The 21,084-nt window shown below is 47.9% G+C and carries 21 protein-coding genes; 11 read left to right on the forward strand and 10 right to left on the reverse strand.

The window, feature by feature from the left end:
• The first annotated feature begins 121 nt into the window (after positions 1 to 121).
• Together LPB140_RS00930 and LPB140_RS00935 are read left to right on the forward strand one after the other, a co-directional pair.
• Positions 122 to 874: a hypothetical protein gene (locus LPB140_RS00930; RefSeq protein WP_072558282.1), complete on the forward strand. Its 753-nt coding sequence runs from the start codon at positions 122 to 124 to the stop codon at positions 872 to 874.
• A 12-nt stretch (positions 875 to 886) separates the two neighbouring features.
• Positions 887 to 2,302: a flavin monoamine oxidase family protein gene (locus tag LPB140_RS00935; protein ID WP_072558283.1), complete on the forward strand. Its 1,416-nt coding sequence runs from the start codon at positions 887 to 889 to the stop codon at positions 2,300 to 2,302.
• A 144-nt stretch (positions 2,303 to 2,446) separates the two neighbouring features.
• Here LPB140_RS00935 and LPB140_RS00940 read toward each other — a convergent pair whose 3' ends face one another.
• Positions 2,447 to 4,927 (reverse strand): TonB-dependent receptor, encoded by a 2,481-nt coding sequence (locus tag LPB140_RS00940; protein ID WP_072558284.1) that lies wholly within the window; start codon positions 4,925 to 4,927, stop codon positions 2,447 to 2,449.
• 240 nt (positions 4,928 to 5,167) lie between these two features.
• Here LPB140_RS00940 and LPB140_RS00945 point away from each other — a divergent pair, with 240 nt between their 5' ends.
• The 8 genes from LPB140_RS00945 (at position 5,168) to LPB140_RS00980 (ending at position 11,474) form a co-directional block, all read left to right on the forward strand.
• On the forward strand, positions 5,168 to 6,181 hold the full coding sequence (locus LPB140_RS00945; protein WP_156874083.1) for a VOC family protein: 1,014 nt from the start codon (positions 5,168 to 5,170) through the stop codon (positions 6,179 to 6,181).
• Between the two features lie 139 nt (positions 6,182 to 6,320).
• Positions 6,321 to 6,635, forward strand: coding sequence for a DUF1330 domain-containing protein (locus tag LPB140_RS00950; protein WP_072558286.1), 315 nt, complete (start codon positions 6,321 to 6,323; stop codon positions 6,633 to 6,635).
• Positions 6,628 to 7,101: a VOC family protein gene (locus LPB140_RS00955; RefSeq protein WP_072558287.1), complete on the forward strand. Its 474-nt coding sequence runs from the start codon at positions 6,628 to 6,630 to the stop codon at positions 7,099 to 7,101. The genes LPB140_RS00950 and LPB140_RS00955 overlap by 8 nt, the downstream gene beginning before the upstream one ends.
• A complete protein-coding gene (locus tag LPB140_RS00960) occupies positions 7,101 to 8,252 on the forward strand; it encodes an MDR family NADP-dependent oxidoreductase (RefSeq protein WP_083549787.1) in 1,152 nt (383 codons plus the stop codon). The genes LPB140_RS00955 and LPB140_RS00960 overlap by 1 nt, the downstream gene beginning before the upstream one ends.
• A gap of 13 nt (positions 8,253 to 8,265) precedes the next feature.
• On the forward strand, positions 8,266 to 8,718 hold the full coding sequence (locus tag LPB140_RS00965) for a VOC family protein (RefSeq protein WP_198024133.1): 453 nt from the start codon (positions 8,266 to 8,268) through the stop codon (positions 8,716 to 8,718).
• Entirely contained in the window at positions 8,715 to 10,061 is a 1,347-nt protein-coding gene (locus tag LPB140_RS00970) for an MFS transporter (protein ID WP_072558289.1), read from the forward strand. The genes LPB140_RS00965 and LPB140_RS00970 overlap by 4 nt, the downstream gene beginning before the upstream one ends.
• A gap of 4 nt (positions 10,062 to 10,065) precedes the next feature.
• Complete coding sequence (locus tag LPB140_RS00975) at positions 10,066 to 10,872, forward strand: alpha/beta fold hydrolase (protein WP_072558290.1); 807 nt, start codon at positions 10,066 to 10,068, stop codon at positions 10,870 to 10,872.
• On the forward strand, positions 10,869 to 11,474 hold the full coding sequence (locus LPB140_RS00980; protein ID WP_072558291.1) for a carboxymuconolactone decarboxylase family protein: 606 nt from the start codon (positions 10,869 to 10,871) through the stop codon (positions 11,472 to 11,474). The genes LPB140_RS00975 and LPB140_RS00980 overlap by 4 nt, the downstream gene beginning before the upstream one ends.
• Here the strand turns inward: LPB140_RS00980 and LPB140_RS00985 are convergent.
• The 9 genes from LPB140_RS00985 to LPB140_RS01025 are packed head-to-tail and all read right to left on the reverse strand — an operon-like array spanning position 11,471 to position 20,268.
• Positions 11,471 to 12,370 carry a hypothetical protein gene (locus LPB140_RS00985; protein ID WP_072558292.1) on the reverse strand — a complete coding sequence of 300 codons (900 nt, stop codon included), beginning with the start codon at positions 12,368 to 12,370 and terminating at the stop codon, positions 11,471 to 11,473. The two genes, LPB140_RS00980 and LPB140_RS00985, sit on opposite strands and share 4 nt — an antisense overlap.
• Positions 12,367 to 13,134: an enoyl-CoA hydratase/isomerase family protein gene (locus tag LPB140_RS00990; RefSeq protein WP_072560087.1), complete on the reverse strand. Its 768-nt coding sequence runs from the start codon at positions 13,132 to 13,134 to the stop codon at positions 12,367 to 12,369. The genes LPB140_RS00985 and LPB140_RS00990 overlap by 4 nt, the downstream gene beginning before the upstream one ends.
• Before the next feature lie 13 nt (positions 13,135 to 13,147).
• Positions 13,148 to 14,026: a polysaccharide deacetylase family protein gene (locus LPB140_RS00995; protein WP_072558293.1), complete on the reverse strand. Its 879-nt coding sequence runs from the start codon at positions 14,024 to 14,026 to the stop codon at positions 13,148 to 13,150.
• A complete protein-coding gene (locus tag LPB140_RS01000) occupies positions 14,026 to 14,835 on the reverse strand; it encodes an SDR family NAD(P)-dependent oxidoreductase (RefSeq protein ID WP_072558294.1) in 810 nt (269 codons plus the stop codon). Before LPB140_RS01000 ends, LPB140_RS00995 begins: the two co-directional genes overlap by 1 nt.
• A complete protein-coding gene (locus tag LPB140_RS01005) occupies positions 14,835 to 15,140 on the reverse strand; it encodes a RedY/HapK family protein (RefSeq protein ID WP_072558295.1) in 306 nt (101 codons plus the stop codon). Before LPB140_RS01005 ends, LPB140_RS01000 begins: the two co-directional genes overlap by 1 nt.
• A 10-nt stretch (positions 15,141 to 15,150) precedes the next feature.
• Entirely contained in the window at positions 15,151 to 16,338 is a 1,188-nt protein-coding gene (locus tag LPB140_RS01010) for an amidase (RefSeq protein ID WP_072558296.1), read from the reverse strand.
• On the reverse strand, positions 16,335 to 17,708 hold the full coding sequence (locus LPB140_RS01015; protein ID WP_072558297.1) for a phenylacetate--CoA ligase family protein: 1,374 nt from the start codon (positions 17,706 to 17,708) through the stop codon (positions 16,335 to 16,337). Before LPB140_RS01015 ends, LPB140_RS01010 begins: the two co-directional genes overlap by 4 nt.
• A complete protein-coding gene (locus tag LPB140_RS01020; RefSeq protein WP_072558298.1) occupies positions 17,705 to 19,009 on the reverse strand; it encodes an MmgE/PrpD family protein in 1,305 nt (434 codons plus the stop codon). Before LPB140_RS01020 ends, LPB140_RS01015 begins: the two co-directional genes overlap by 4 nt.
• Positions 19,006 to 20,268, reverse strand: a complete 1,263-nt coding sequence (locus tag LPB140_RS01025; protein ID WP_072558299.1) for an MmgE/PrpD family protein — start codon at positions 20,266 to 20,268, stop codon at positions 19,006 to 19,008. The genes LPB140_RS01020 and LPB140_RS01025 overlap by 4 nt, the downstream gene beginning before the upstream one ends.
• An 80-nt stretch (positions 20,269 to 20,348) precedes the next feature.
• Between LPB140_RS01025 and LPB140_RS01030 the strand changes: the two genes are divergently transcribed.
• Complete coding sequence (locus LPB140_RS01030) at positions 20,349 to 21,080, forward strand: GntR family transcriptional regulator (RefSeq protein WP_232223424.1); 732 nt, start codon at positions 20,349 to 20,351, stop codon at positions 21,078 to 21,080.
• Positions 21,081 to 21,084: the final 4 nt, after the last annotated feature.

Below are 21,084 nucleotides of genomic sequence, written 5' to 3' on the forward strand. Positions count from 1 at the left end.
GGCCAATGGCCGGCGAGAAAAAATATTTTTCATCATCATGACTATCTTATAGGGTTTTAGCCTTGCCAAAACAAATTATTTAACGCAATTTGTCCGGACAACTATTTTTAAGGATGTAAAAATGATGATGCATCGTCCCACCCCCCTATTATTTTATGTATATATGGCGGCGTTAATATCCTGTGCGCCAATAAATGCCGCGCCCAATATCACCCAAGAACATGCGGCAAACGGCACGGACAGCGGCAAAACATTAACGCAGCAGCCGCGCATTTATTCCAATATGGAAGAAGTATATTTTGACGCAGAAGCAAAGAAAAATCCCGCGCCATGGTTATCCATTCGCGCCGCTATTTCGCCAACAAATGAAAAATTTGAATTTATTGACGCCTTTGGAAATATAATCGCACCCCCCGAAAATGTCGATATTTTGGGCGTAAATGATGATGAAATCACCTTGCAAATTGGTGGTGAAGAAAATGGCGAGGCAGGCCGAACCACCACCTTAATTCGTGCAAATCCGGTTTCATGCTGGTCGGCGGTAAAGAAAGCAACCCCTGTTTCGGAAGATGCGCAGGCCAGCATATCATCAAATGATGATTGGATTTTTGCTGCCAATCTAAAATTACATGATCAGGGCGGCCGAACGAAATTGGGCGGCGGGGACAGCGGCGCACCGGAAACCATATTGCGCGTTCGGCGCGTCATGTGGCCCGTAGGGAGCAGCAATAAGCCCAGCCTAGTGCTATATGTTTTTACATCGGACAATCCGCAATCCGCGGTCAGCTATAGCTGGGCCGATATTGATGCAAAACGTATCGGTATCAACCTGCGGTGGATGCAGGCAAGTTGCACGGTCGAACCCGCCGAATAATAGGAGTCGTTAATGCAATATTTAACGCGCCGGGCCATGCTTGCCGCCTCTGCTTTGGGGATTGCATCCTGCGCCTCTGCGCCGAAGAATATGGCCATTCAGTCATATAACGGATCGCAAAATATGCATGAAGTGGTCATTATTGGTGCAGGATTGGCGGGATTAAACGCGGCTAGAATTTTGGAGGCTCAGGGATATTCTCCATTGATAATAGAGGCCAGTGGACGCATTGGTGGTCGTGCATATACGCTTGACGATGTGGCCGGTGCGCCCGATGCGGGGGGGATTCAAATCGGCCCATCATATACTCGGTTTCGTGCTATTGCGCGGTCCTTAAATGTCGATTTATATGACAGCCCCTATACTGCTTCATCATCATTGTTCGATATAAATGGCAAGGTGATGACACAGGAGCAATGGCGGACATCAACCGTAAATTTGCTGTCCGAAACAGAAAAACATATAGCGCCAAATGGGTTATTTAGTCATTATACACGCAAGTTAGCGACCCTGCCCCATATCACATCATGGATGGAGGAAGATGCCCAGACATTAGACATTTCCTTGCGCGATTTTCTTTCCTCATATGGCGCATCACATCAGGCAATGCAGTTAATAGAGGCGAATTTAAACGGCAGTAATGTGGATCAATTATCCATGCTGCATATCGCGCGTAGCATGACATTATTTGCACATTCAAAGGGCGCGGTATCACAGGTAAAGGGCGGAACGCAGCGTATGACCGATGCGATGGCTGCGGCCCTGCGGTCGGATATACAAATCAACACCCCCATTGCTGCATTGCATCAGGATAAGGATGGCACGGATATATATCTGGAAAATGGCAAAAAAATACGCGCAAAATTTGTTATTTGCACCATCCCATTTTCGGTGATGCGCGACATTGCCCATAATTTGGATTTGGAGAGGCAAAGGATTATCGCTTCCCTGCCCTATACAAGGGCGAGTTTTATATATTTACGGGCCAAGACGCCATTTTGGCAAGAAGATGGCCTGCCAAGTGACATATGGAGTAATGCCCCCCTATTGGGCCGTGTTTTCGTGCTTGATAACATACCGCCCATGTTAAAAATCTGGTTAAATGGGCAAAGCGCAGATATTTTTGACAAGATGGATGAAGAAACGGCAGGAAAAATGGTGATGGGCGAAATTGAGCGCGTGCGCCCTTCTGCAAAAGGGCAATTATCCATTGTCAAAATTTACAGCTGGCAGAAGAATAAATATGCGCGCGGCATTTATCATCATATTGGCACTGGTCAGGGCCGCGCTTTGGCGCAAATGGTCCAAAATCAAACGGGCCGCATCATATTGGCGGGCGAACATATGGCGCGGCAAAGTAGCGGTTTAGAAGGCGCATTGGAAAGCGGCGAAAGCGCGGCCATGCACGTCTTAAACGCCCTATCCTAATATATTATGATAGCATTATTTGATTAGAAATGGGGCATATATGTCCATAATAAACTTCCCATAAATATAACGGTCAATTGCATAACCATAAAAAAAGCCCCTATTCGCATAGGGGCTTTTTTTCATAATATAGGAGAGACTATATTAAAATTTGAACTTAACCTCTGCGCCAAATGTCCGCCCCTTGCGCAGCGCGCCGAAAAATGCGCGGGGGAAACTGCGGTCAAGAGAAGTTTGAAAACCAATTGTTGATGGATTTGCAGGTTGTCCATTGCCAACACCAATGCCGTGGCGCAAATCAAACCAGCGCGTTGCCAGAGGAATTGAGTCCTCATCGGTCAAATTACGGCCAAAGACTGCAAATTCCCAATTTTCTCCGCCAACACCCAAACGTGCATTGGCCAAGAAAGTATCGCCCGTTTCGGCCAAATTATGCACTTGAACAAATTTTGATGATTCATAACTGCCGTTCAAATTGGCAAAAAATTCAAGCCTATCGGAAATATCAGTGCGATAATCCAATGCGGCATTTGCCTGCCATGGTGAACCAAGCGGAAGGCGGTTACCCTTAATCGAACAAAGCGGCAGTTCTGACGGTAGAGGGTTTAACGCATTTGAAATCAGGAAACCTCCCGAATTTAACACATATTGAAAATCATCGCAGCCGCTGGTGAATTTTGCCGATGTATAGGCAACACCCAAATTTAGCGTCAATGGATCAGCCAATTTGGCGGTTAACTCCGCCTCAAAACCCTTAACCGTGGCATCGCCCTGATTAGTGGCGATAGAGGTTAAAGTACCGCTGCCCACGGGTAAAGCGGTGGTTAATTGCACGCCCTTTACCTTATTATAATATGCCGAAAGGTTAATTTGCAATCTGCGGTCAAGCAATGATTGTTTGATACCAATTTCACCGCCGCGCAACGTTTCGGGTTCATAATCTGAACGCCCGATGGATATGCCCGCCGAACCATTTGTGCCGCCAGGCTTATTACCCTCGGTATAAATGGCATAAATCAGACTATCATCACTTGGTTTCCAATCAATGGTCACACGCGGGACGAAATCCTTGGTTGTTGCACCGCGAAATAATGTTGAGCCCGATGTGGTAAATTCTCGGCGGCTTTTGCTTTCCACCATATAACGACCCTCTACACCCACTGTAATATCTGGGCCAAGGTCAAATTCCACCTGTCCAAAAACGGAACTGTTGCGAATTGTTTCCTCATCAGTTCCCGCCGAACCATAGGGGATACCATCTATGCCAGATGTGAATGTAATATCACGGTCACGGATTTGAAAATCATATAAATATGCACCAATGCTACCGCGCACAGCCTTGTCCTGCGGCGTTGATAATTTCAACTCCGCACTGACATCTTCGGCCCTGCTAACATGAGTGTTGGCAAATGCTGGCAGCGCACTTGTCGCGGTTGGAACAGGGTCAAATAATGTGTTAAAATAAACAAAGGCATCGCTATGGTCGCTATCAGTGCCGGTGCGTGACAATTCATTGCGATAGGCGAAAATTGCGCCCATGCTCCACCCGCTATCGCCTAAATCAGCCTCAACACCCGAACTGACAAACCAACGCTTTTTATAATATCCATCAACCGGTGTGCCGTCACGCGTTTCGGTAACCAATGGCCCAAATGCGCTGTTGCGCACCAGTACCGGCACAGGATCATTATTTAACGCCACTGTTCCAGGCTTAATAACCCCGCAGAAATATTGATTTGTGTTTGTCGATGTGGCTGTTTTAGGCCAATAGGGAAAGAATGATGACCCAACACGATAATTGGCGCTTCTAAATCCGGGTTTGCAATTATTTTGATCCGCCCCTTGCATAAATAAGGCAGGTGTGCCGTCATCTTGGATTTCATATGAAACACGCGTGCGCCAGCGCACATTATCACCGGGGGTTACATAAAATGTAGCCGCAACATTTGTGCTTTCTTCTTGCCCAACCTTTTTCCCGGTTAAGCTGTTGCGATGTTGCCCGCCATATTCATAATAACGCCCTTCCAAACGCACCGCAGCCACATCCTGGATAAGGGGGACAGAAATACTGCCCGATATATTTTTTTCGCCATATTCGGCGGCGCGAACCGATAATTGCCCAGTAAAATCATTGCCCGGCGTTTTGGTGACAAAATTTATTGCGCCCGAATAGGTGTTACGGCCATATAGCGCGGATTGAGAACCCTTCACAATTTCAACCCGTTCTAGGGATGAAAAATCAAGCGATTGAATATCACCGCGATACAATGCACCATCGATAAATACCGACACGCCCGATTCAACGCCAAATTGTACGCCGGTAAGAACATTACCCAAACCGCGAATAACCGGACGATCTGTATCCCGTCCAAATGCTTGGCTAAAACTTAAACCAGGGGTTTGGTTACCAATATCGGCAATATCGTTTAAACCGCGATCCTCCAATGTCTCGCTATCAAATGCAGTCACCGCCACTGGCGCTTTATTGATTGATTCGGTTGTCTTGCGTGCAGTTACCACAATTTCTTTAATGCCGCCATTCTCCGTCGGAGCGGCTTCCTGCGCCAATAATGGCGAAGTAAGACATGATGCAGAACATAAGGATGCAATAATAATTTTTCTCATTTTCTTCCCCTCTTGGAAACATTTCTTGCTTCTTTGTTTATTAGACATGACGTTTTTACAAAATTTGTCCAGACAAATTTTATTTTTCTGCCTATTATGGGCGGTAATGTTGCATGTTTGCACCAGTTTATTTGCGATAGGATATTGAAAATGAATAATATTTACTCAAATTGTTTTCGAGTCATTTTTTTATCACTCATCTTTATTTTTGGTCCGCAAATGGCCAATGCTTCGCCAAACATGATAAATGAACCCATGGAATCGGCTGTATTAAATGACAGTAATCAGCCCCAATGCACGCATATAAAATCGGGGTTTCAGGAAATTATCCTGACCACGCGCAACCCGCAAATATGGATTAAATTCCTAACCACACAGGCAGGTTGGGAATTAAAAAGCACTGCAAAAATGGGTGATGAATTAAATCTATGGGAATTGCCAAATTCAGCCAAGGGAACGGCATATTTATTGTCAAATAAGGGCGAAGATAAAGGCTATATCAGGCTGGTCCATTTGGATAAAGTTCGCCAAGAACAGATAAGAAGCGATGATCGTCCATGGGATATTGGCGGCATATTTGACATGAACATGCGCGTCAAAAATCTTTACGCCTTACGCGAGAAAATGATTGCCGATGGCTGGATTGGGGAAAGCCCCCCGATACAATATGTTTTTGGTCCTTTTGAAGTGATAGAGTGGATTGCGCGCGGCCCAGATGGCGTGCGTATCGCAATGATAGAACGCATCAAGCCCAATTTGGAAGGATGGCCAAATTTGGTGAAAATGAGCCGCGTTTTCAATTCAACCAGCATCGTCAAAGACATGGACAAAAGCCGTCAATTTTATGAAAATATCCTATGCATGAAACCATATTTATTAAGCAATAAGCCAAGCGATAGCGAAGGGCCAAATGTCCTTGGTCTGCCGCATAATATGGCCACAAAAATATCACGAAATGTTGCCATTTTACATCCGCAAGGCACAAATGATGGATCGATAGAATTATTACAATTTGAAGGCGCAGAGGGCAGTGATTTTAGCAAGCAGGCAAAGCCATATAATTTTGGCCTATCCGCCTATCGCTTTGCGGTGGATGATATTGCGGTGTCGCATAATTTTTTAATGCAAAATTATATGGTTACTTCACAGATTATCAATATAAATATAGCGCCCTATGGAAGGGTTCGGATTTTTGGTTTTTTTACACCAGATGGCATTTGGATTGAGTTGTTTGAAATTATGGCCCAGCAATAATTGCCCAAATATATATTCAAATATATGAAGGCTATATCAAAAATTGCATCCATATTTTTTGCTATACTATATTTAACATTTGCATATTGCGAAACCTACGCTAATTTGTCCGGACAAATAATTTTACGAAAGCATTACCATGCCTGCCTATATGATTGTCACCGCCAAAATTTCTGATCGCGACGCCTTTATCAACGGATATGGCATGGCCGCTGGCGCATTGGTTGAAAAAATGGGCGGCAAATATGTTTTGCGCGGCCCCGGTGCCATATTATTGGAAGGCGAAAATAGCGGCCAATATGATGGGGCATCAATGGTCATTTCCGAATGGCCCGACAAGGCAGCAGCGCAAAAATTTTGGGATAGCGCCGAATATCAAGAAATAAAAAAACTGCGCGATGGCATTGCCGATTGCCAAGTATTGTTAATTGAAGGGACGAAAATAAATGGCTGATATCATCAAAAGAACCACCCTGATGGTGCGCGATGGCGACAAGGCCAAAAATTGGTATGAGCAAGTTTTCGGCATGACGGCGTGGATGGACACGCCCTTCACCCTATCCGGCAATCAATTGGCGGCAGGGAAAAAGGGGGATGAAACACGCCTTATCATCCTAAAATGCGAAGATGATTTAATCGGCATGATTGGTTTATTGGAATGGTTAAACCCAAAACAAGACGCCCCCAAACAATTGCCCACAAGAATAGAATTTGGCACGCCCATTTTTGTGGTGGCCAGCAATGATGCAAAGGGCGCAGTGGAGCGCGCCCGCGCCCTTGGTTCGCACATCCATTGTGAGCCGCATGAGTGGCAAGTGACCGGCGCAGATGGCAAGAAAAAGGATATGATTGGATGTTCTTTCTGGGATTTGGATGGTTATTTTTTTGAGGTAAACCAAATCGTCAAGGTGCATGATTGATGCACGCCGCCCCCGCATCCTTGCAAAACTCTGATGCGCAAAACTCTGATGCGCAAAATTTTGATGCCCAGAATTTTGATCTATTGTCGCGGGGCAAGAAAATTTGTGATGACGCAAATTATCAATGGCGCATTGCCCGCTACCCCATTGGCAATGTTCAGCCAGAGGATTTTCACTGGCATGTGGAGGAAATTCCCGAACCTAAAAATGGGGAAGTTTTATTAAAAACCCATTATCTTGGCCTTGCCCCCGTCATGCGTTTTTACATGATGGGCCAAAATCCATCGGGAGAGACTGCCCTTAAAATTGGGAATGTCATCCACGGGCGCGGGGTCGCACAAATTGTAAAATCGCGCCATCCCGATTGGAAAGAAGGCATGATGGTGCAGGGGCAAATGGGGTGGCAAACATATAAGGTTTCGGCAATGACGCCGCAGGAAAAATTCTTTGTCATGCCAAATTATGGGCCGAATAATAAACTGCCCGCCGCATTGGGCGCAGGGGTTTTGGGCATGACCGGCCTGTCCGCCCATGCCGGATTATTCGCCACAGGCAGCCCAAAAAAGGGCGACAAAATGCTGCTTTCGGGCGCGGCGGGCGGCGTGGGATCAATGGTCAGCCAATTGGCCGCCAATGTTGTGGGATGTGATGTAGTTGGCATGGCGGGCGGCACTGAAAAATGTGATTTCATTAAAAAACATGGATGCCGCGCGGCCATAGATTATAAAAATGAAGATATTGCTGCTGCGATTGACGCACATTTGCCCAGCGGGATTGACCTATATTTTGATAATGTAGGCGGCGAAACGTTACAGGCCGCGTTGGAAAGGTTGCGTATGCATTCCCGAATTGTCCTATGTGGATCGATTAGCGAATATACACGCCGCGACCCATTTTCCCTATCCAACTATACCCGCCTGCGCCGCACGGACAGCATGATGAAGGGGTTTTTCGTTTATAATCACCTGCATAATTGGGAACAGGTGATGGATGATTTGGCGGGATGGATAATCGACGGAAAATTAAAAGCAGTGCAGGATTTTGTTCATGGTTTTGAACATATGCCCCGCGCCTTGGCCAATTTATATTATGGCAATAATATGGGCGTGCAATGTTGCAATGTACGCGGCGAGCCAGAAATTTGGAATTAAAGGAAAATTTATCATGAGTGAGAAACAACAAACACGCTTTCAACGGGCAAATTTCGTAGTCGCAGACATGGAAAAAGCACTTAGTTTTTATGTCGGCGTTTTGGGTTTTGAGGTCACCTATACAAAGGGGCATAATCCAGACAGCTATTCCATTCCGGTTTTTGAAATTCCAGACGGGGCGGAACTTGGCTTTGTTATATTGTCCCTGCCCGGACAGCCGCGCGTGATGGCGCTGTCCTCCATTGGGAAAATCCCCCTTGCCCCCGTGCCGCACCCCCGCCGCAGCGCCATAGTGCTGGACGTGGCCGATCCGGATAAGGTTATGGCGGACAGCCGCGCCCTTGGCCTGCATGTATATGAGGAAGGGCGGTTGGAAACCCATGATGGCCGCATTGGCCGCGAAATTGGCATTGTTGATTTTGATGATAATTTGGTGGTGATTTATTTAATCGCAGAGGCCGAATGACCAACATGTCCGAACATCAAAATAAACATATTACCGCCCCCTATCCCAGCGCGGGCGCAGGATGGTTTTTGGTTTTCATGTTAACCGGCGCCTATATTTTCAGCTTTGTCGATAGATATATTTTGGGTTTGTTAATCGAACCGATAAAGGCCGAATTTCAATTGTCCGACCGCAATGTCGGTTGGTTGTTAAGCGCATTTACCATCATATATGGCTTTGTCGGCATATTTATGGGGTGGTTAATTGACAGGGGACGGCGCACATGGATTGTCGCCATTGGCATTGCATTTTGGTCCGCCGCCACGGTGGCAACGGGTATGGCGAAAAATTTCGCCGCCCTATTCACCGCCCGCATGGGCGTGGGCGTGGGCGAGGCAACGTTAAGCCCCGCCACTTTTTCCATGATAGGGGATAGTTTCCCACCCGAAAAACGCGGCAAACCCATCGCATTTTACTCCTCCGCTTTGCCCATTGGTGCGGGGCTTGCATCCTTATTAAGCGGCGCGATTATCGCATGGACAGCCAATAGCGGCCATCAATCCCTGCCTTTATTGGGGGAGCTTTCACCATGGCGTTTTACCATGGTCTTGGTCGGCCTGCCGGGGATTATATTCGCGTTATTTTTCCTGTTCATCAAAGAACCTATGCGCCGTCCCGCCGCCGTTTCATCCAATATTATCGGCGGCAGCAGCTTTACCGATGCGATTAAATATATTTGGCAGAATAAGGCATTATATACAGGATTTATCATGATAATCGGCACGATGACTGCCATCGCCTATAGTCAGGGATTTTTGGCCGCCACCTTTGATCGCACATGGGGATGGTCGGCGCAAAAATATGCCTATATTAACGGCCTATCCCTGTTAATCATTGGCCCGTTAAATATGATGATAGTCGGCAGCATTTCCGATTGGTGGACGAAAAAGGGCGTAAAGGATGCCTCGCTTCGTTTATTATATATTGGTTTTTTCATCATGGTGCCCAGCGCGGCTATCCCTCTATTCATGCCAAATGGTGAAATCGCCTTTGCCATATTATGTATCAACACCGTGGGCATTGGCATTGTATCGGCCATTGGGGTCACGTCTTTATTGGTGATTACCCCATCGCAAATTCGCGGCCAAATTGTCGCCATTTATTACCTTATCATCAGCTGGTATGGATCATTAGGGCCAATTGTCGTCGGCGAATTGTCCAGCAGTATTTTTGGCGAAGAAAATATCCGTTTTGCCATGGCAACTGTGCCAATAATTTTTGGCATCATCCCCTTCATCCTTATGCCATTAACCCGCCGATTATATATTTTACAAATGGATAAGTTGGGCGTGATGGGCGAATAAAATAATGACCCATAATCCCCCCATCATTAAAGGATATAGCGATAGCAGCTTTGGCCAAATTCATTGGCGTATGGCCGGAGAAAATCGCGAAGAAGTGGATATTTTCTGCCTTCACCCTGCGCCCTATAGCGGCCTTGCCTATACCAATATCATGCCGCATTTGGCCAAAAACAGGCGGGTATTTGCGCCCGATTATCCCGGCCATGGAGGATCAGCCCCCTTTCGTCATGATGCCAGCATCAATGATTATGCACGCGCCATGGCCGAAATATTGGAAGAACTTACCAATGGGCGAAAAACGCATCTTGTCGGTTTCCATACCGGATGTTTGGTGGCGGCGGAATTATCCATCATCGCGCCGCAATTTGTGGACGGAATCACCATAATCGATGTGCCTGCATTTGATGCAGAGACAAGGGCAAAGCTGCTGCCCAAATCGGGCGGGGAATATGTTATAACGCCGGAACTTTCCTGCCTTGAACCGGCATGGTTATTGGGCATGACCAAAAGAATTGAAAGCCAAGGGGTAGAGCGCAGTTTTGAAATGTTCACCGAACAATTGCGCCATGGGCGCGGGCGCAATGCAGCATTTCATGCGGGCTTTAGCTATGATGTGGAGGGGCAATTTGCCAAAATATCATGCCCCGTTCATATCATCGCCAGCCAATCGGCATTATTAGATGCGACAAGACGCGCCGCCACCTTAATCCCCCATGCGGCATATGTTGAACGCACCGATATAAAACGCGCGGTGTTGGATGAAGCCGCCGAAAAAGTCGCGGCGCAAATATTAAGGCAAGTCAAAAAATGAGAATTAAACCGTTAAGCATGGACGAGTTAACACCGGAATTAAGGGAAACGCTTTCCTTTGCGCAGGAAGTTATGGGATTTTCCGCCAATGATGTTTTGACCATGGCGAAATGGCCCGCTTTATTGTCCGCGATGCAACAGCTTGTCGCCACCATATATGCAAAGGGTGAATTGGATGATCTGTTAAAACGAATGATCGGCATGATAGTAAGCGCAGCCGCAGGGTGCCGTTATTGCCAGGCGCATACCGCCCATGGCGCGGCCAAAATATTGCCAAATATATCACCCAATGATGCGGAAAAATTACAGTCCGTCTGGGAATATTCGACCAGCCATTTATTTAATAATGCCGAGCGAGCAGCATTGGACCTTGCTCTGGCGGCAGGGCAATCACCAAATGCGGCAAGTGACAATCATTTCATCAATTTACGTAAATATTTTAGCGAACAGCAAATTATGGAAATTATGGGCGTCATCGGCCTATTTGGATTTTTAAACCGGTGGAATGACAGCATCGCCACCACTTTGGAGCAAGCGCCTTTGGATTATGCCACATCGCATATAGACGCTGCCCATTGGACGGTGGGAAAGCATGAAGGTTAAATCTCTATCAATTCCAAAATTTCACCTGCTGGGCCGATGACCGAGGCGCTTTTACGGCCCAAATAAGGGGCTTCATCCCTTATCTTTGGTAGGGAAATCCAAGATAAATTTAACGAATCCAATTCATCCACGGCCAAGCTTACCACCGCATTGCCGGGTGGCAACATGCCGCTATGCCTTGGGCGAATGTCCGCCATTTCGGGATAATCATCCACCTCCAATATCGGCAATCGGTCCTTTTGCACCATGGTCAATTGGGTAATGCTATCGCTGGGCAGGTTAAAAGCATTGTTAATCATGCTATATTCCAATGTATAAGTGCCGCCATCATTAAATCCGAAATGCTGTTCATACCATGATACCGCTTTACCCCTATACTGCGCGGCCAATATGCAAATAAAGGCATGGTCCACCAATGAACGGGCCATGGGTAAATCGGTGCTGGGCGTGTTTTCGCGCACTTCGTTCAAATATAACATTTCGCGCCCACGGCCCAAAATTTGCATGGGAATGAAGTAGGGCAGCCCCGCCAATTCCTTGGGCGGGCCAACAATTTCAAAGCCGCTGCCTTGCAATCTATCTGGCCAGCCAAAAACATCCTGCACGCTTAATTCAAATGCGGCCCAGCCATAGCTTGTCGTGGGCGCAAAATGTGGCACATCCTCTTGTTCGACCACACGCATGAAAAATTGCGCCCCGCTTTTGGGTTGAAAAATCGCTATGGGCCGGCCCGCGCTGTTCGGGCAATTCCAACTTTGCGCCAATTCATCGCTTAATATGCCCTCATACACCAAATTCATGCCCAAAATATCGCGATAATCATCTATCGCCAATTGCAAATTGGGCGTGGTGGAAAGCCCGCCCAAAATTGACCCATGTTGCAGATGATGGGTCATGTGAAATCTGGCTTTCTTTTGTTCAAAAATGCGTCCACACCCTCGGCAAAATCTGGCCCATCAAAAGCGGCGTTGAATAAGGCGCTGGTTTGTGCATCATCATCCGCCTGACCATCCAAAATGCGCCGGATCATTTTCTTGCTTTCGCGCTGGCTATGCGCCGAAGTCGCGCAAATTTGCTGGGCCAATTCATCCGCATCGACATAGGGGTTTTGCGATAAAATGGTGATAAGGCCGATACGCGCTGCCTCTGCCGCGTCCAATAAAGCGCCGCTATATAATATCCGCTTTGCCTGACTTGGCCCGACCAAATCGGTCAATAATTTTGTGTCATGCAGCGAATAGACAAGCCCCAATTTAGACGGCGTAATGCCATAACGCGCATCATGCCCTGACACGCGCATGTCGCACGCAATGGCAATGCCGCAGCCTCCGCCAACACAATCGCCATCAATAACCGCAATTGTCGGTTTTGCCGCGCGGGCCAGTTCATATTGCACCTTGGCAATGGATGCCTGATTTTTTGCCCGCCAAATGGGGTCGGGCGCACCGGATGCAAATTCGCCAATATCCGCGCCCGCGCAAAATGCGGCATTTTGCTTGCTGGCATGGACCATTAAAACACGGATATTGTCATCATCCATTGCATCGGCCAATAATATAGGGAATAAATCCCACATTATCTGGTTAAATGCATTGCGTTTGTCGGGACGGTCAATCATCAAATGGGCAATTTTTCCCTTTTTCTCCAACCTTAACGTCATATTTGATAATTCCTTATGCGGGGTCAATTTCGCGCAAATGCTGTCCAATGGCGCGGCGCGTGGTCACCCATATATCATCATGCTTTCTGACATGTTTGAAAAATTCCTCCAATGCCCAAATGCGTCCCGCACGGCCAATGATGCGTAAATGCAGTCCCAATGACATCATTTTGGGATTACCCTCCACCCCTTCGCGGTAAATTTGGTCAAAATTCCTTATGGCATAGGCCAACCATTGATCGGGTGTCATGGCCGGATCGGTCCACATTTTCATATCATTATTGTCCAATTGATAGGGCACAATGACCATGGGTTTTTCTGGTACAGTCGCCTTATCCCAAAAGGGTATATCACCGGAATAATTATCCATATGATATTCAAACCCCTCCTCTATCAATAATCGGCGTGTATTATCGGTATGGAAATATCGCGAAAGCCAGCCATAGGGCCGCGTTCCGGTGGTTTTTTCAATGGATGTTACCGCCATTTGAATAAATTCACGTTCCTTTGCCTCATCCATTTTAAATTGATGTATCCAGCGATAGCCATGGCTGACCGGTTCATGCCCCAATTTGGCGATAGCCTCCCCAATTTCGGGATGATTTTCAAGGCTTAACGCCGCGACGGTCCAACTGGCCATCATTTCATATTGCTGTAATAATTTCACAATGCGCGGCGCACCCGCCTTTATACCATATAAATAATTGCTTTCATTGCCATAATTGCGAATGGGTGATTTAATGTGAATGCCAAGTTCATCCACCGGTTCCATGCCGCGATCGCCGCGTGCGATGGTCATTTCACTGCCTTCTTCGACATTGACCACAATGGACAGTGCCATTTTTGCGCCACCTGGCCAATCAATCCGTTCTTCAGGTAAAATATGGGTCATTAATGCATTTCCTCCCCGCCAGAGACATTTAACGCCTCTCCGGTAATATAATGGGCCTCTTCACTGGCAAGCCAAGCACAGGCGGATGCCGTGTCGCTGGGCAGGCCGGGGCGGCCCATGGGGTTTTTGGCGGCCATATTGGCGACATAAGCCTCCACCGATTCAAAACCCAATAATTTGCTGAAATATAAATTTTGTTCTGCGCCCAATGCGGTGGTGACATGATTGGGACAAATGGCATTCACGGTAATGCCATGCATGCCAAGCTCCACCGCGCTGGCCCGCGTCAACCCTATCATCCCATGTTTGGAGGAGACATAGGCAGGCAGATGCGGAAATCCTGTTTTTGCCGCTTGGCTGGCAATATTGATAATCCGCCCGCCACCTTTTCCGGTTTCTTCTTGCCGCTTTACCATCGCCCTTGCCGCTGCCTGTGTGCAATAAAATGCGCCGTTCAAATTAACCGAAATTACCTTGGCAAAGTCGGCGGAAACAACATCCAATAATGGTTTCATCATAAAACCAATGCCCGCATTATTGACCAAAATGTCCACCGCGCCAAATGCATCCACGGTTTGTAAGACCAAGGCGTCACATTGCGCCGCATCCGACACATCACATGCAATGGCGGCCACCTTTGCGCCGCGCCCGCGTAATCCATCGGCCACTAGCTGTGCCTCATCATCAATCACAATGTCGGAAACAACACAATTTGCCCCTTCATCGGCAAAGCGCTCTAATATCCCTTGGCCAAGTCCCTTTTGCTTGCCAGATCCTGTGACGATAATGGTTTTTCCGGAAAATCGCATTATATATCCTTGGTCAAAATGAAAATGGGATTGTCGGCAAATGCCTGAAACGGGGCGACCTTTGCCTGAAATTCGGGATTTGATACATCGCCGACAAATTCATCCATGCCATTTATGTCTATCACCTCAATATAATCATAGGGGGATTTGGCATCCGAACCAAAAATTCCCGTGGCGCGGTGCACAGTAAATTCATGAACCGATGGCAAAGCATTGGCGGTGGGAATATCATCTGCGCGGGCCCATGCCTCATATTCTTGGGCATTTACGCCAGATTTTAAGTTAAATAATACGATGATACGCATCTCTCTCTCCTTATTTCAGATAATTTTTTGGGCGGCGATATGCCGATAATTTTTCATCCAATTTTGCCGCCATGGCGAATAAATCCGCCTCGCATCCCCTTGTGCCAATAATCTGCACGCCAAGCGGCATGTTTTTATCATTCATCCCCATCGGTATTGAAATGGCGGGCAGGTTTGCAATATTGGCAAGACAGGTAAAATCGGCCTGATTGGCGGGGGCTGCTTCATCATGGGCGAATGCCCCCTGCGGCGCGGTGGGTAAAATAATATGGCCATGTTTCGCCACGATTTCCTGCATTTCTGTGGCCGTTTGGCGCAAAATTGCCAAATCTTCCTGCCAATCTTCCCCCCGCCTTTTTGGACCATAGGAAAGCAATTTACGTAAATTGACGGATAATTTTTCTTGGTCCACATGGGCCAAATGGGCCGCCATATCGCGCGATGTTTTGATAAATCCGGCAAATCTTATCCGTGAAAAAGGATGCGATAAATGCGCGGTGGCAATTGGCCCATCAACATGGCGCAATGTATCGCGAAAATTCTCTATCACTTCCAATTCGCAATCAACCCCGCTTTCTACCAATGTTGCCACCGCGCCGCCTGCGGCATCATTTTCAGCAAAATTGGACATTATCCGCGCCGCCATTTCAAGCAGGTTCAAACTACGCGCCATTGGGCCAATACAATCAAAATCGGCCTGTGCAATTTCCAAACCATCTTGGCTGATGCTGCTTTGTGCTGGTTTGAACCCATAAATGCCGCAATATGCCGATGGGATACGCACCGATCCCATTGTGTCGCTGCCCAATGCAATGTCGCATAAACCCGCCGCCACGGCAGCGCCGCTGCCGCCCGATGAACCGCCCGGGCTATATCCCAATTTATGCGGATTTTGGGTTGCACCAAAATATGGATTGTCGGTTTTCGCGCCCAGCGCCGCCTCCTCCATATTCAACATGCCAATAATCGCCGCGCCTTCACCGCGCAGCCGCGCCACCGCCTCTGCATCCCTATCTGCTATTCTATCCCGAAATGCTTCACATCCTGCGGTCCATGGCATATTTTTAACGGCAATATTTGCCTTTACCCCAATGGTCAGACCCGCCAAAGCGCCCTCACCTCCCTGTGCCTCTGCATCAAAATCGTTAAAGGCGTTTAATAGCTTATTTACATCCTTTATCGCGTCAAAATTTATCATAGGCCGCGCTCATCAATCAATCTTATCGGCTTTTGTCTGGTGTCAATTTGGGTGTCGGCGGCGGTTTCACCTGCGCCAACCATATTTACCGATACCTCTATCCCCAATCCCTTGCGTAATAAATCGGATAGCTGTGCCTTATTGCTGCCGCCCTTGCTTTCCAATGTGACATGCATATCATCCCGTCCGGCGGCATCGCGGGTTACGCGGCAAATATATTCACCGGTTAAATCGCTGCGTCCTTCGATAATTGACCCAATGGCGTGCGGGAAAATATTAATGCCGCGCAATTTCACCATATTATCACTGCGCCCCTTAAAACCGCTAATCCGCTTAAACACCATGCCGGTATCATTGTTATCGGTGCGTTCTTCGGTAATATCATGGGTGTTAAACCGGATACAGGGGGCAATATCATCCTTAAACAAACAGGTGACAACCATATCGCCGGTTTGTCCCGCAGATACAGCCGCGCCGCTATCCACGTCCAAAATTTCCAAAAATTGAGCATCCTCCCAAACATATAAACCATTGCGATCCGGCCCTTCGCCCGCAATGCTGCCCGTGTCGCCCACGCCATACCAATCATATGCCTTTGCACCATGCCATGCTGCCTCGGTCGCGGCGCGGTCCTCCGTTCCCAAATGGCCGATAATCATTTTCAATTTTATCCGGTCGAATAATTTTTCCGCCTCTGCCACATCGGCCAATTTGCGGATATAATCGACAAAACCAACCATGCAGGTCACGCCAAAATCGGCCATTAAATTTACCTGATTCATGCTGCGCGTTTCAATGCCCGTTCCGGCGGAAAGAAACAGGCTGTTGGTATAATGCGTTACGGACTCGCGAATATAATGCCCGCCATTTATCATGCCATGACCATAAACGGATTGCACCACATCATCGCGGCCAAGCCCCATCCAGCGATACATGCGGCCAACCAATAAATTGGTTATTTCACGCCCTTTTGGCCCAAACATCAATGGTTGCGGGCGGCCCGTTGTGCCCGATGTTGTGTGGAAAATTACCGGCGCGGCGTCATTCCCCTTTGCCCGACCATCAAAATCGCCATAGGGGGGGAATTGCTGCACCGACGCCATTAAATCGCTTTTGTCATAAACGGGCAATTTGCTTATATCATGCAATCCGCTTATATCGCCGGCCTCTATCCCCTTTGCGCCCCACAGCCGTTGGTAAAATGGAATTTGCCACCCGCGCTGCATCAATTTTAAAAATTGCTTATTTTGTATGGCATATAATTCATCACGCGACATATTGGTATAACGGCGCACAAATTCGTCACCAACGGGATATTGCTCCAACATTGCCTTGGCATCAAATGTTTCAAAATAGGATGGAAAACTCATTTCTTCTCCGTTGCATAATTTAGGGGTTCGTTAAAAATTTTTAATGTTGTTTCGGGGCAAAGGGCGCGGCACAGATCATATTTTTCCTGCACCTGCTTTGCCGACATGGGGGCATTTGGGCTGCCCAAATTATCATGGATAATCTGTGCAATCTCACTGCCGTCTTTTAATGTGATGAGAAGCCGCTGCGGGCCAAGGGCATTGCCGTCTTGATTATCATCCAAAATTACAGATATATTTTTTGCCAATGCGGCCAACCGGTCATCCGCCATGCCCGCATCATCAAAATAGGCTGGGTTAATATATCCATCGCGCACCATCATTGCCGCCAAAAATGGTAGGGATAATCGGGCATAGGATGCGCGCATCCCATCCATATATGGCCGCGCGACAAGCCGGTGGATTAAGGGCGGCGCATATAATTTCATCCCCGCAACATTGCCCAAATTTACCGCGCCATCGCCATATAATTTTGCCAATGCGCCCAATGCGCCATGGCTTGCCCGACCCGATGGATATGGCTTTACGCTCACCTCTGCTATCCGCCAGATCTTGCCCAAATATGTGCAATATTCGGTCAGATCCAATGGTTCGATAAGGGCGCCATAGCCAAATGGCCCATCCAAAATATCATGCGGCCCGTTCATATCGCCGCACCCCAAATCCACGGCCATAATTGCCGATTTTGCCGCATTGGCAATTTGCAGCGGCAGGGTGATACTTGCCTCCACATGTGCCTGCATCGTCCCGCCAATAAAGCTATAGGCAAGGCCGATAATATTGGCCATTTCTTCACGGCTTGCCCCCGCCAATCGCGCACATGCCAATGATGCGCCCATTAAACCCGCCGTGGCAGGGCGGAAAAATTTCATCGGTCCGGTTGCCGCCATGCCAAATCCACTGGCAATATCCACCCCAATGGCAAGGGCGGTTAGAAATTCTTGCCTATCACTACCGCCCATTTTATCGGACATGGCAAGCAATGCCGCGCTTACCACCGACATGGCGTGAACCACCGCACCCTCATGCACCGCATCCCATTCAAGGCAATGTATCGCAAATCCATTAAAAAATGCCGCCGATGCTGCAGGTAATTTTTCGTCCCTGCTTAATATTCGCGCATCATCATTTGCGCCCCATTGTCGGATAATGGGCAGCAATACCTGTGCCTCGGGCGAATATGCACCCGCTGCGCCCACGGCTAAAGTATCGGCCAATAAATGTTCGCAATGGCCGAGCACATCATCGGGCAATTTATGCGGCGTGGCGGCAAAATCCAATATGAGGTTAATATTTTTCATGAAAGCCAGCCTTGCAATAATTTTTGAATTTCGCCCACATCATTTGAATTTAGGCACAGGTTAATCGCGGCATCCGCATCTTTTTCGCTTAACCCGCCCCATAAAATCAATTGACGCGCCTTATCCATTATTTGCCCCTCGCTCATCGGGCATTCGGGATCGCCCAAGGCATCGATAACTTCCACAACATCCCCGCCGCATGACACCCGCGCCCCATAATGTTGCGGGTAACGCGCTTCAATATCATCGGCCTGTTCCACCGTAATTCGCGCCCGTGCAGCGGCATATTTTGAAATGGCATCCGGTTCAAAATCATTAAGCTCAATCTCCCCCTTATCGGCAATCACCGCCAATGCATGTTGAATGGAAAATTTTGCCTCCTGCGTGCTTTGCGGGTTTTGCCGGTCGCAAAATGTCACCGCATCTTTATATGTTTCAACAACGATTTCACCGTGTAAATCGCCTCTTCTTTCCTTTAATCTTATAGCGGCATCAATGGCGGGGTGTGCATGTCGGCACGCACCCCATGGTTTAAAACTGACATCAAAAATGCGCCATTCATCCAAATATTTCATCGGCTTTGGTTTATCACATGTTGCGGCATATAGGCCCTGTGGCCCTTCCAAGATAAATTTGGGGCCGGTAAATCCCTGTCTTGCCAATCGTGCCTGCCATAATCCGGCAAGGGCGGCATGGGTTAAATGCATTTGTTTGGTCATCACATTTTCATGGCGCATTTGCCATAAACCGCCCGCTATTGACCCCGCATTTCCCATGGCGAATACATATTTATCCTTATCAAAACCAAAAATATGGCCCGCCGCCACGGCCGCGCCAAATCCGCCGGCGGTGGCGCTATTATGATAAAATTCATAATGGCGGCTATCCAATGTCTCGCCAATGATGATCATCGCCTCATATCCCACGGCCGCACCATTTAACAATATTTCCATCGTGCCATTAACTTCACGGATAGCGGATAAGGCCGATGGCCAAACCGCCGGGCCAGGGTGCAATATGGATGTGCGGTGAATATCGTCCATTTCCAGAACATTGCCCAACATTGCCGCGCGGGTAAGAATGTCTGACTCGGCCATTTTAACAATATTGGCAATCTTGCTTTGCCGCGCACCCGCCACACATCCCATCCAATCAAGCAAATGTAACCGCGCACGTTTGTGCAACGCATCGCGCATATTCCTATCCACGGGGCGGATTAAATGCGCGGCCAATTTCTCGGTTAAGCTCTCTTGCGTCATCGGCCCGTGCCTAGTAAGTTAACATTCTTAAATGGAGAGATATTTTGGCAAAAAAAGCTGTTATTGGGGCTGCCCCAAAATTGACGAAGAAAAAACCACGTTATTTGGAGTTGGCGGACAGCTTGCGCTCTGCTGTTTTGCTTGGCGAATTTGGCGGCGATAATGGCTTTCCTACCGAGGCGGAATTGTGCAAAAAATATGATGTGTCGCGCTTTACGATTAGGGAGGCTTTGCGCACCCTTTCCAATGAGGGGCTGATTTCGCGGCGTCGCGGTTCGGGCACCATCATTCAACCTGCCTCTGCCCGTGCGGGCGCATTGCACCAACCGCTTTCCAATGTGGGGGAGATTTTGCAATATGCGCGTGATACCTCCATTTTGTTTGAGGCAAAAGCTGCGGAAATTTTGCCAACCGATATTGCCGAGCAAATTGGCATAATTCCCGATGGTAAATGGCACATGTTTCGCGGGCTTCGGTTGAAGGAAGGACGCCGCCGACCCATTGCGGTAACATTGGCATGGGTGCATCCCGATTTGGAAAGCGCATTGGCCGATTTTGATCCACAAAGCGCGACCATTTTTGGCCAGTTGCAAATGCGTGGCGGCATAAAAATCACCCAAATTACACAGGCGATACAGGCCATTTCCGCGACCGAGGAAATAGCAAGCGACCTTGGCATTGAAAAAGGCGATCCGGTGCTGCGTATTTTGCGCTGCTATTATGATCAAAATGAAGGTATTTTTGAAATATCGGCCAGCTTCCATCCCGGTGAACGCTTTGCCTATTCCATGCATATTGATGTGGGCAAATAATATG

The sequence above is a fragment of the Sphingorhabdus lutea genome, from assembly GCF_001889025.1.
GTDB lineage: Bacteria > Pseudomonadota > Alphaproteobacteria > Sphingomonadales > Sphingomonadaceae > Sphingorhabdus_B > Sphingorhabdus_B lutea.

Bases quoted from the DNA above. Each gene is read 5' to 3' on its own strand.
- LPB140_RS00985 (WP_072558292.1), bottom strand. From the start codon at position 12,370: ATGACCCATCATCTGCAACATGGGTCAATTTTGGGCGGGCTTTCCACC.
- LPB140_RS00930 (WP_072558282.1), top strand. From the start codon at position 122: ATGATGATGCATCGTCCCACCCCCCTATTATTTTATGTATATATGGCG.
- LPB140_RS00980 (WP_072558291.1), top strand. From the start codon at position 10,869: ATGAGAATTAAACCGTTAAGCATGGACGAGTTAACACCGGAATTAAGG.
- LPB140_RS00945 (WP_156874083.1), top strand. From the start codon at position 5,168: ATGATAAATGAACCCATGGAATCGGCTGTATTAAATGACAGTAATCAG.
- LPB140_RS00975 (WP_072558290.1), top strand. From the start codon at position 10,066: ATGACCCATAATCCCCCCATCATTAAAGGATATAGCGATAGCAGCTTT.
- LPB140_RS00990 (WP_072560087.1), bottom strand. From the start codon at position 13,134: ATGACGTTAAGGTTGGAGAAAAAGGGAAAAATTGCCCATTTGATGATT.
- LPB140_RS01010 (WP_072558296.1), bottom strand. From the start codon at position 16,338: ATGATAAATTTTGACGCGATAAAGGATGTAAATAAGCTATTAAACGCC.
- LPB140_RS00960 (WP_083549787.1), top strand. From the start codon at position 7,101: ATGCACGCCGCCCCCGCATCCTTGCAAAACTCTGATGCGCAAAACTCT.
- LPB140_RS01000 (WP_072558294.1), bottom strand. From the start codon at position 14,835: ATGCGATTTTCCGGAAAAACCATTATCGTCACAGGATCTGGCAAGCAA.
- LPB140_RS00950 (WP_072558286.1), top strand. From the start codon at position 6,321: ATGCCTGCCTATATGATTGTCACCGCCAAAATTTCTGATCGCGACGCC.
- LPB140_RS00940 (WP_072558284.1), bottom strand. From the start codon at position 4,927: ATGAGAAAAATTATTATTGCATCCTTATGTTCTGCATCATGTCTTACT.
- LPB140_RS00955 (WP_072558287.1), top strand. From the start codon at position 6,628: ATGGCTGATATCATCAAAAGAACCACCCTGATGGTGCGCGATGGCGAC.
- LPB140_RS01005 (WP_072558295.1), bottom strand. From the start codon at position 15,140: ATGCGTATCATCGTATTATTTAACTTAAAATCTGGCGTAAATGCCCAA.
- LPB140_RS00935 (WP_072558283.1), top strand. From the start codon at position 887: ATGCAATATTTAACGCGCCGGGCCATGCTTGCCGCCTCTGCTTTGGGG.
- LPB140_RS01025 (WP_072558299.1), bottom strand. From the start codon at position 20,268: ATGACGCAAGAGAGCTTAACCGAGAAATTGGCCGCGCATTTAATCCGC.
- LPB140_RS01020 (WP_072558298.1), bottom strand. From the start codon at position 19,009: ATGAAAAATATTAACCTCATATTGGATTTTGCCGCCACGCCGCATAAA.
- LPB140_RS00965 (WP_198024133.1), top strand. From the start codon at position 8,266: ATGAGTGAGAAACAACAAACACGCTTTCAACGGGCAAATTTCGTAGTC.
- LPB140_RS00970 (WP_072558289.1), top strand. From the start codon at position 8,715: ATGACCAACATGTCCGAACATCAAAATAAACATATTACCGCCCCCTAT.
- LPB140_RS01015 (WP_072558297.1), bottom strand. From the start codon at position 17,708: ATGAGTTTTCCATCCTATTTTGAAACATTTGATGCCAAGGCAATGTTG.
- LPB140_RS00995 (WP_072558293.1), bottom strand. From the start codon at position 14,026: ATGACCCATATTTTACCTGAAGAACGGATTGATTGGCCAGGTGGCGCA.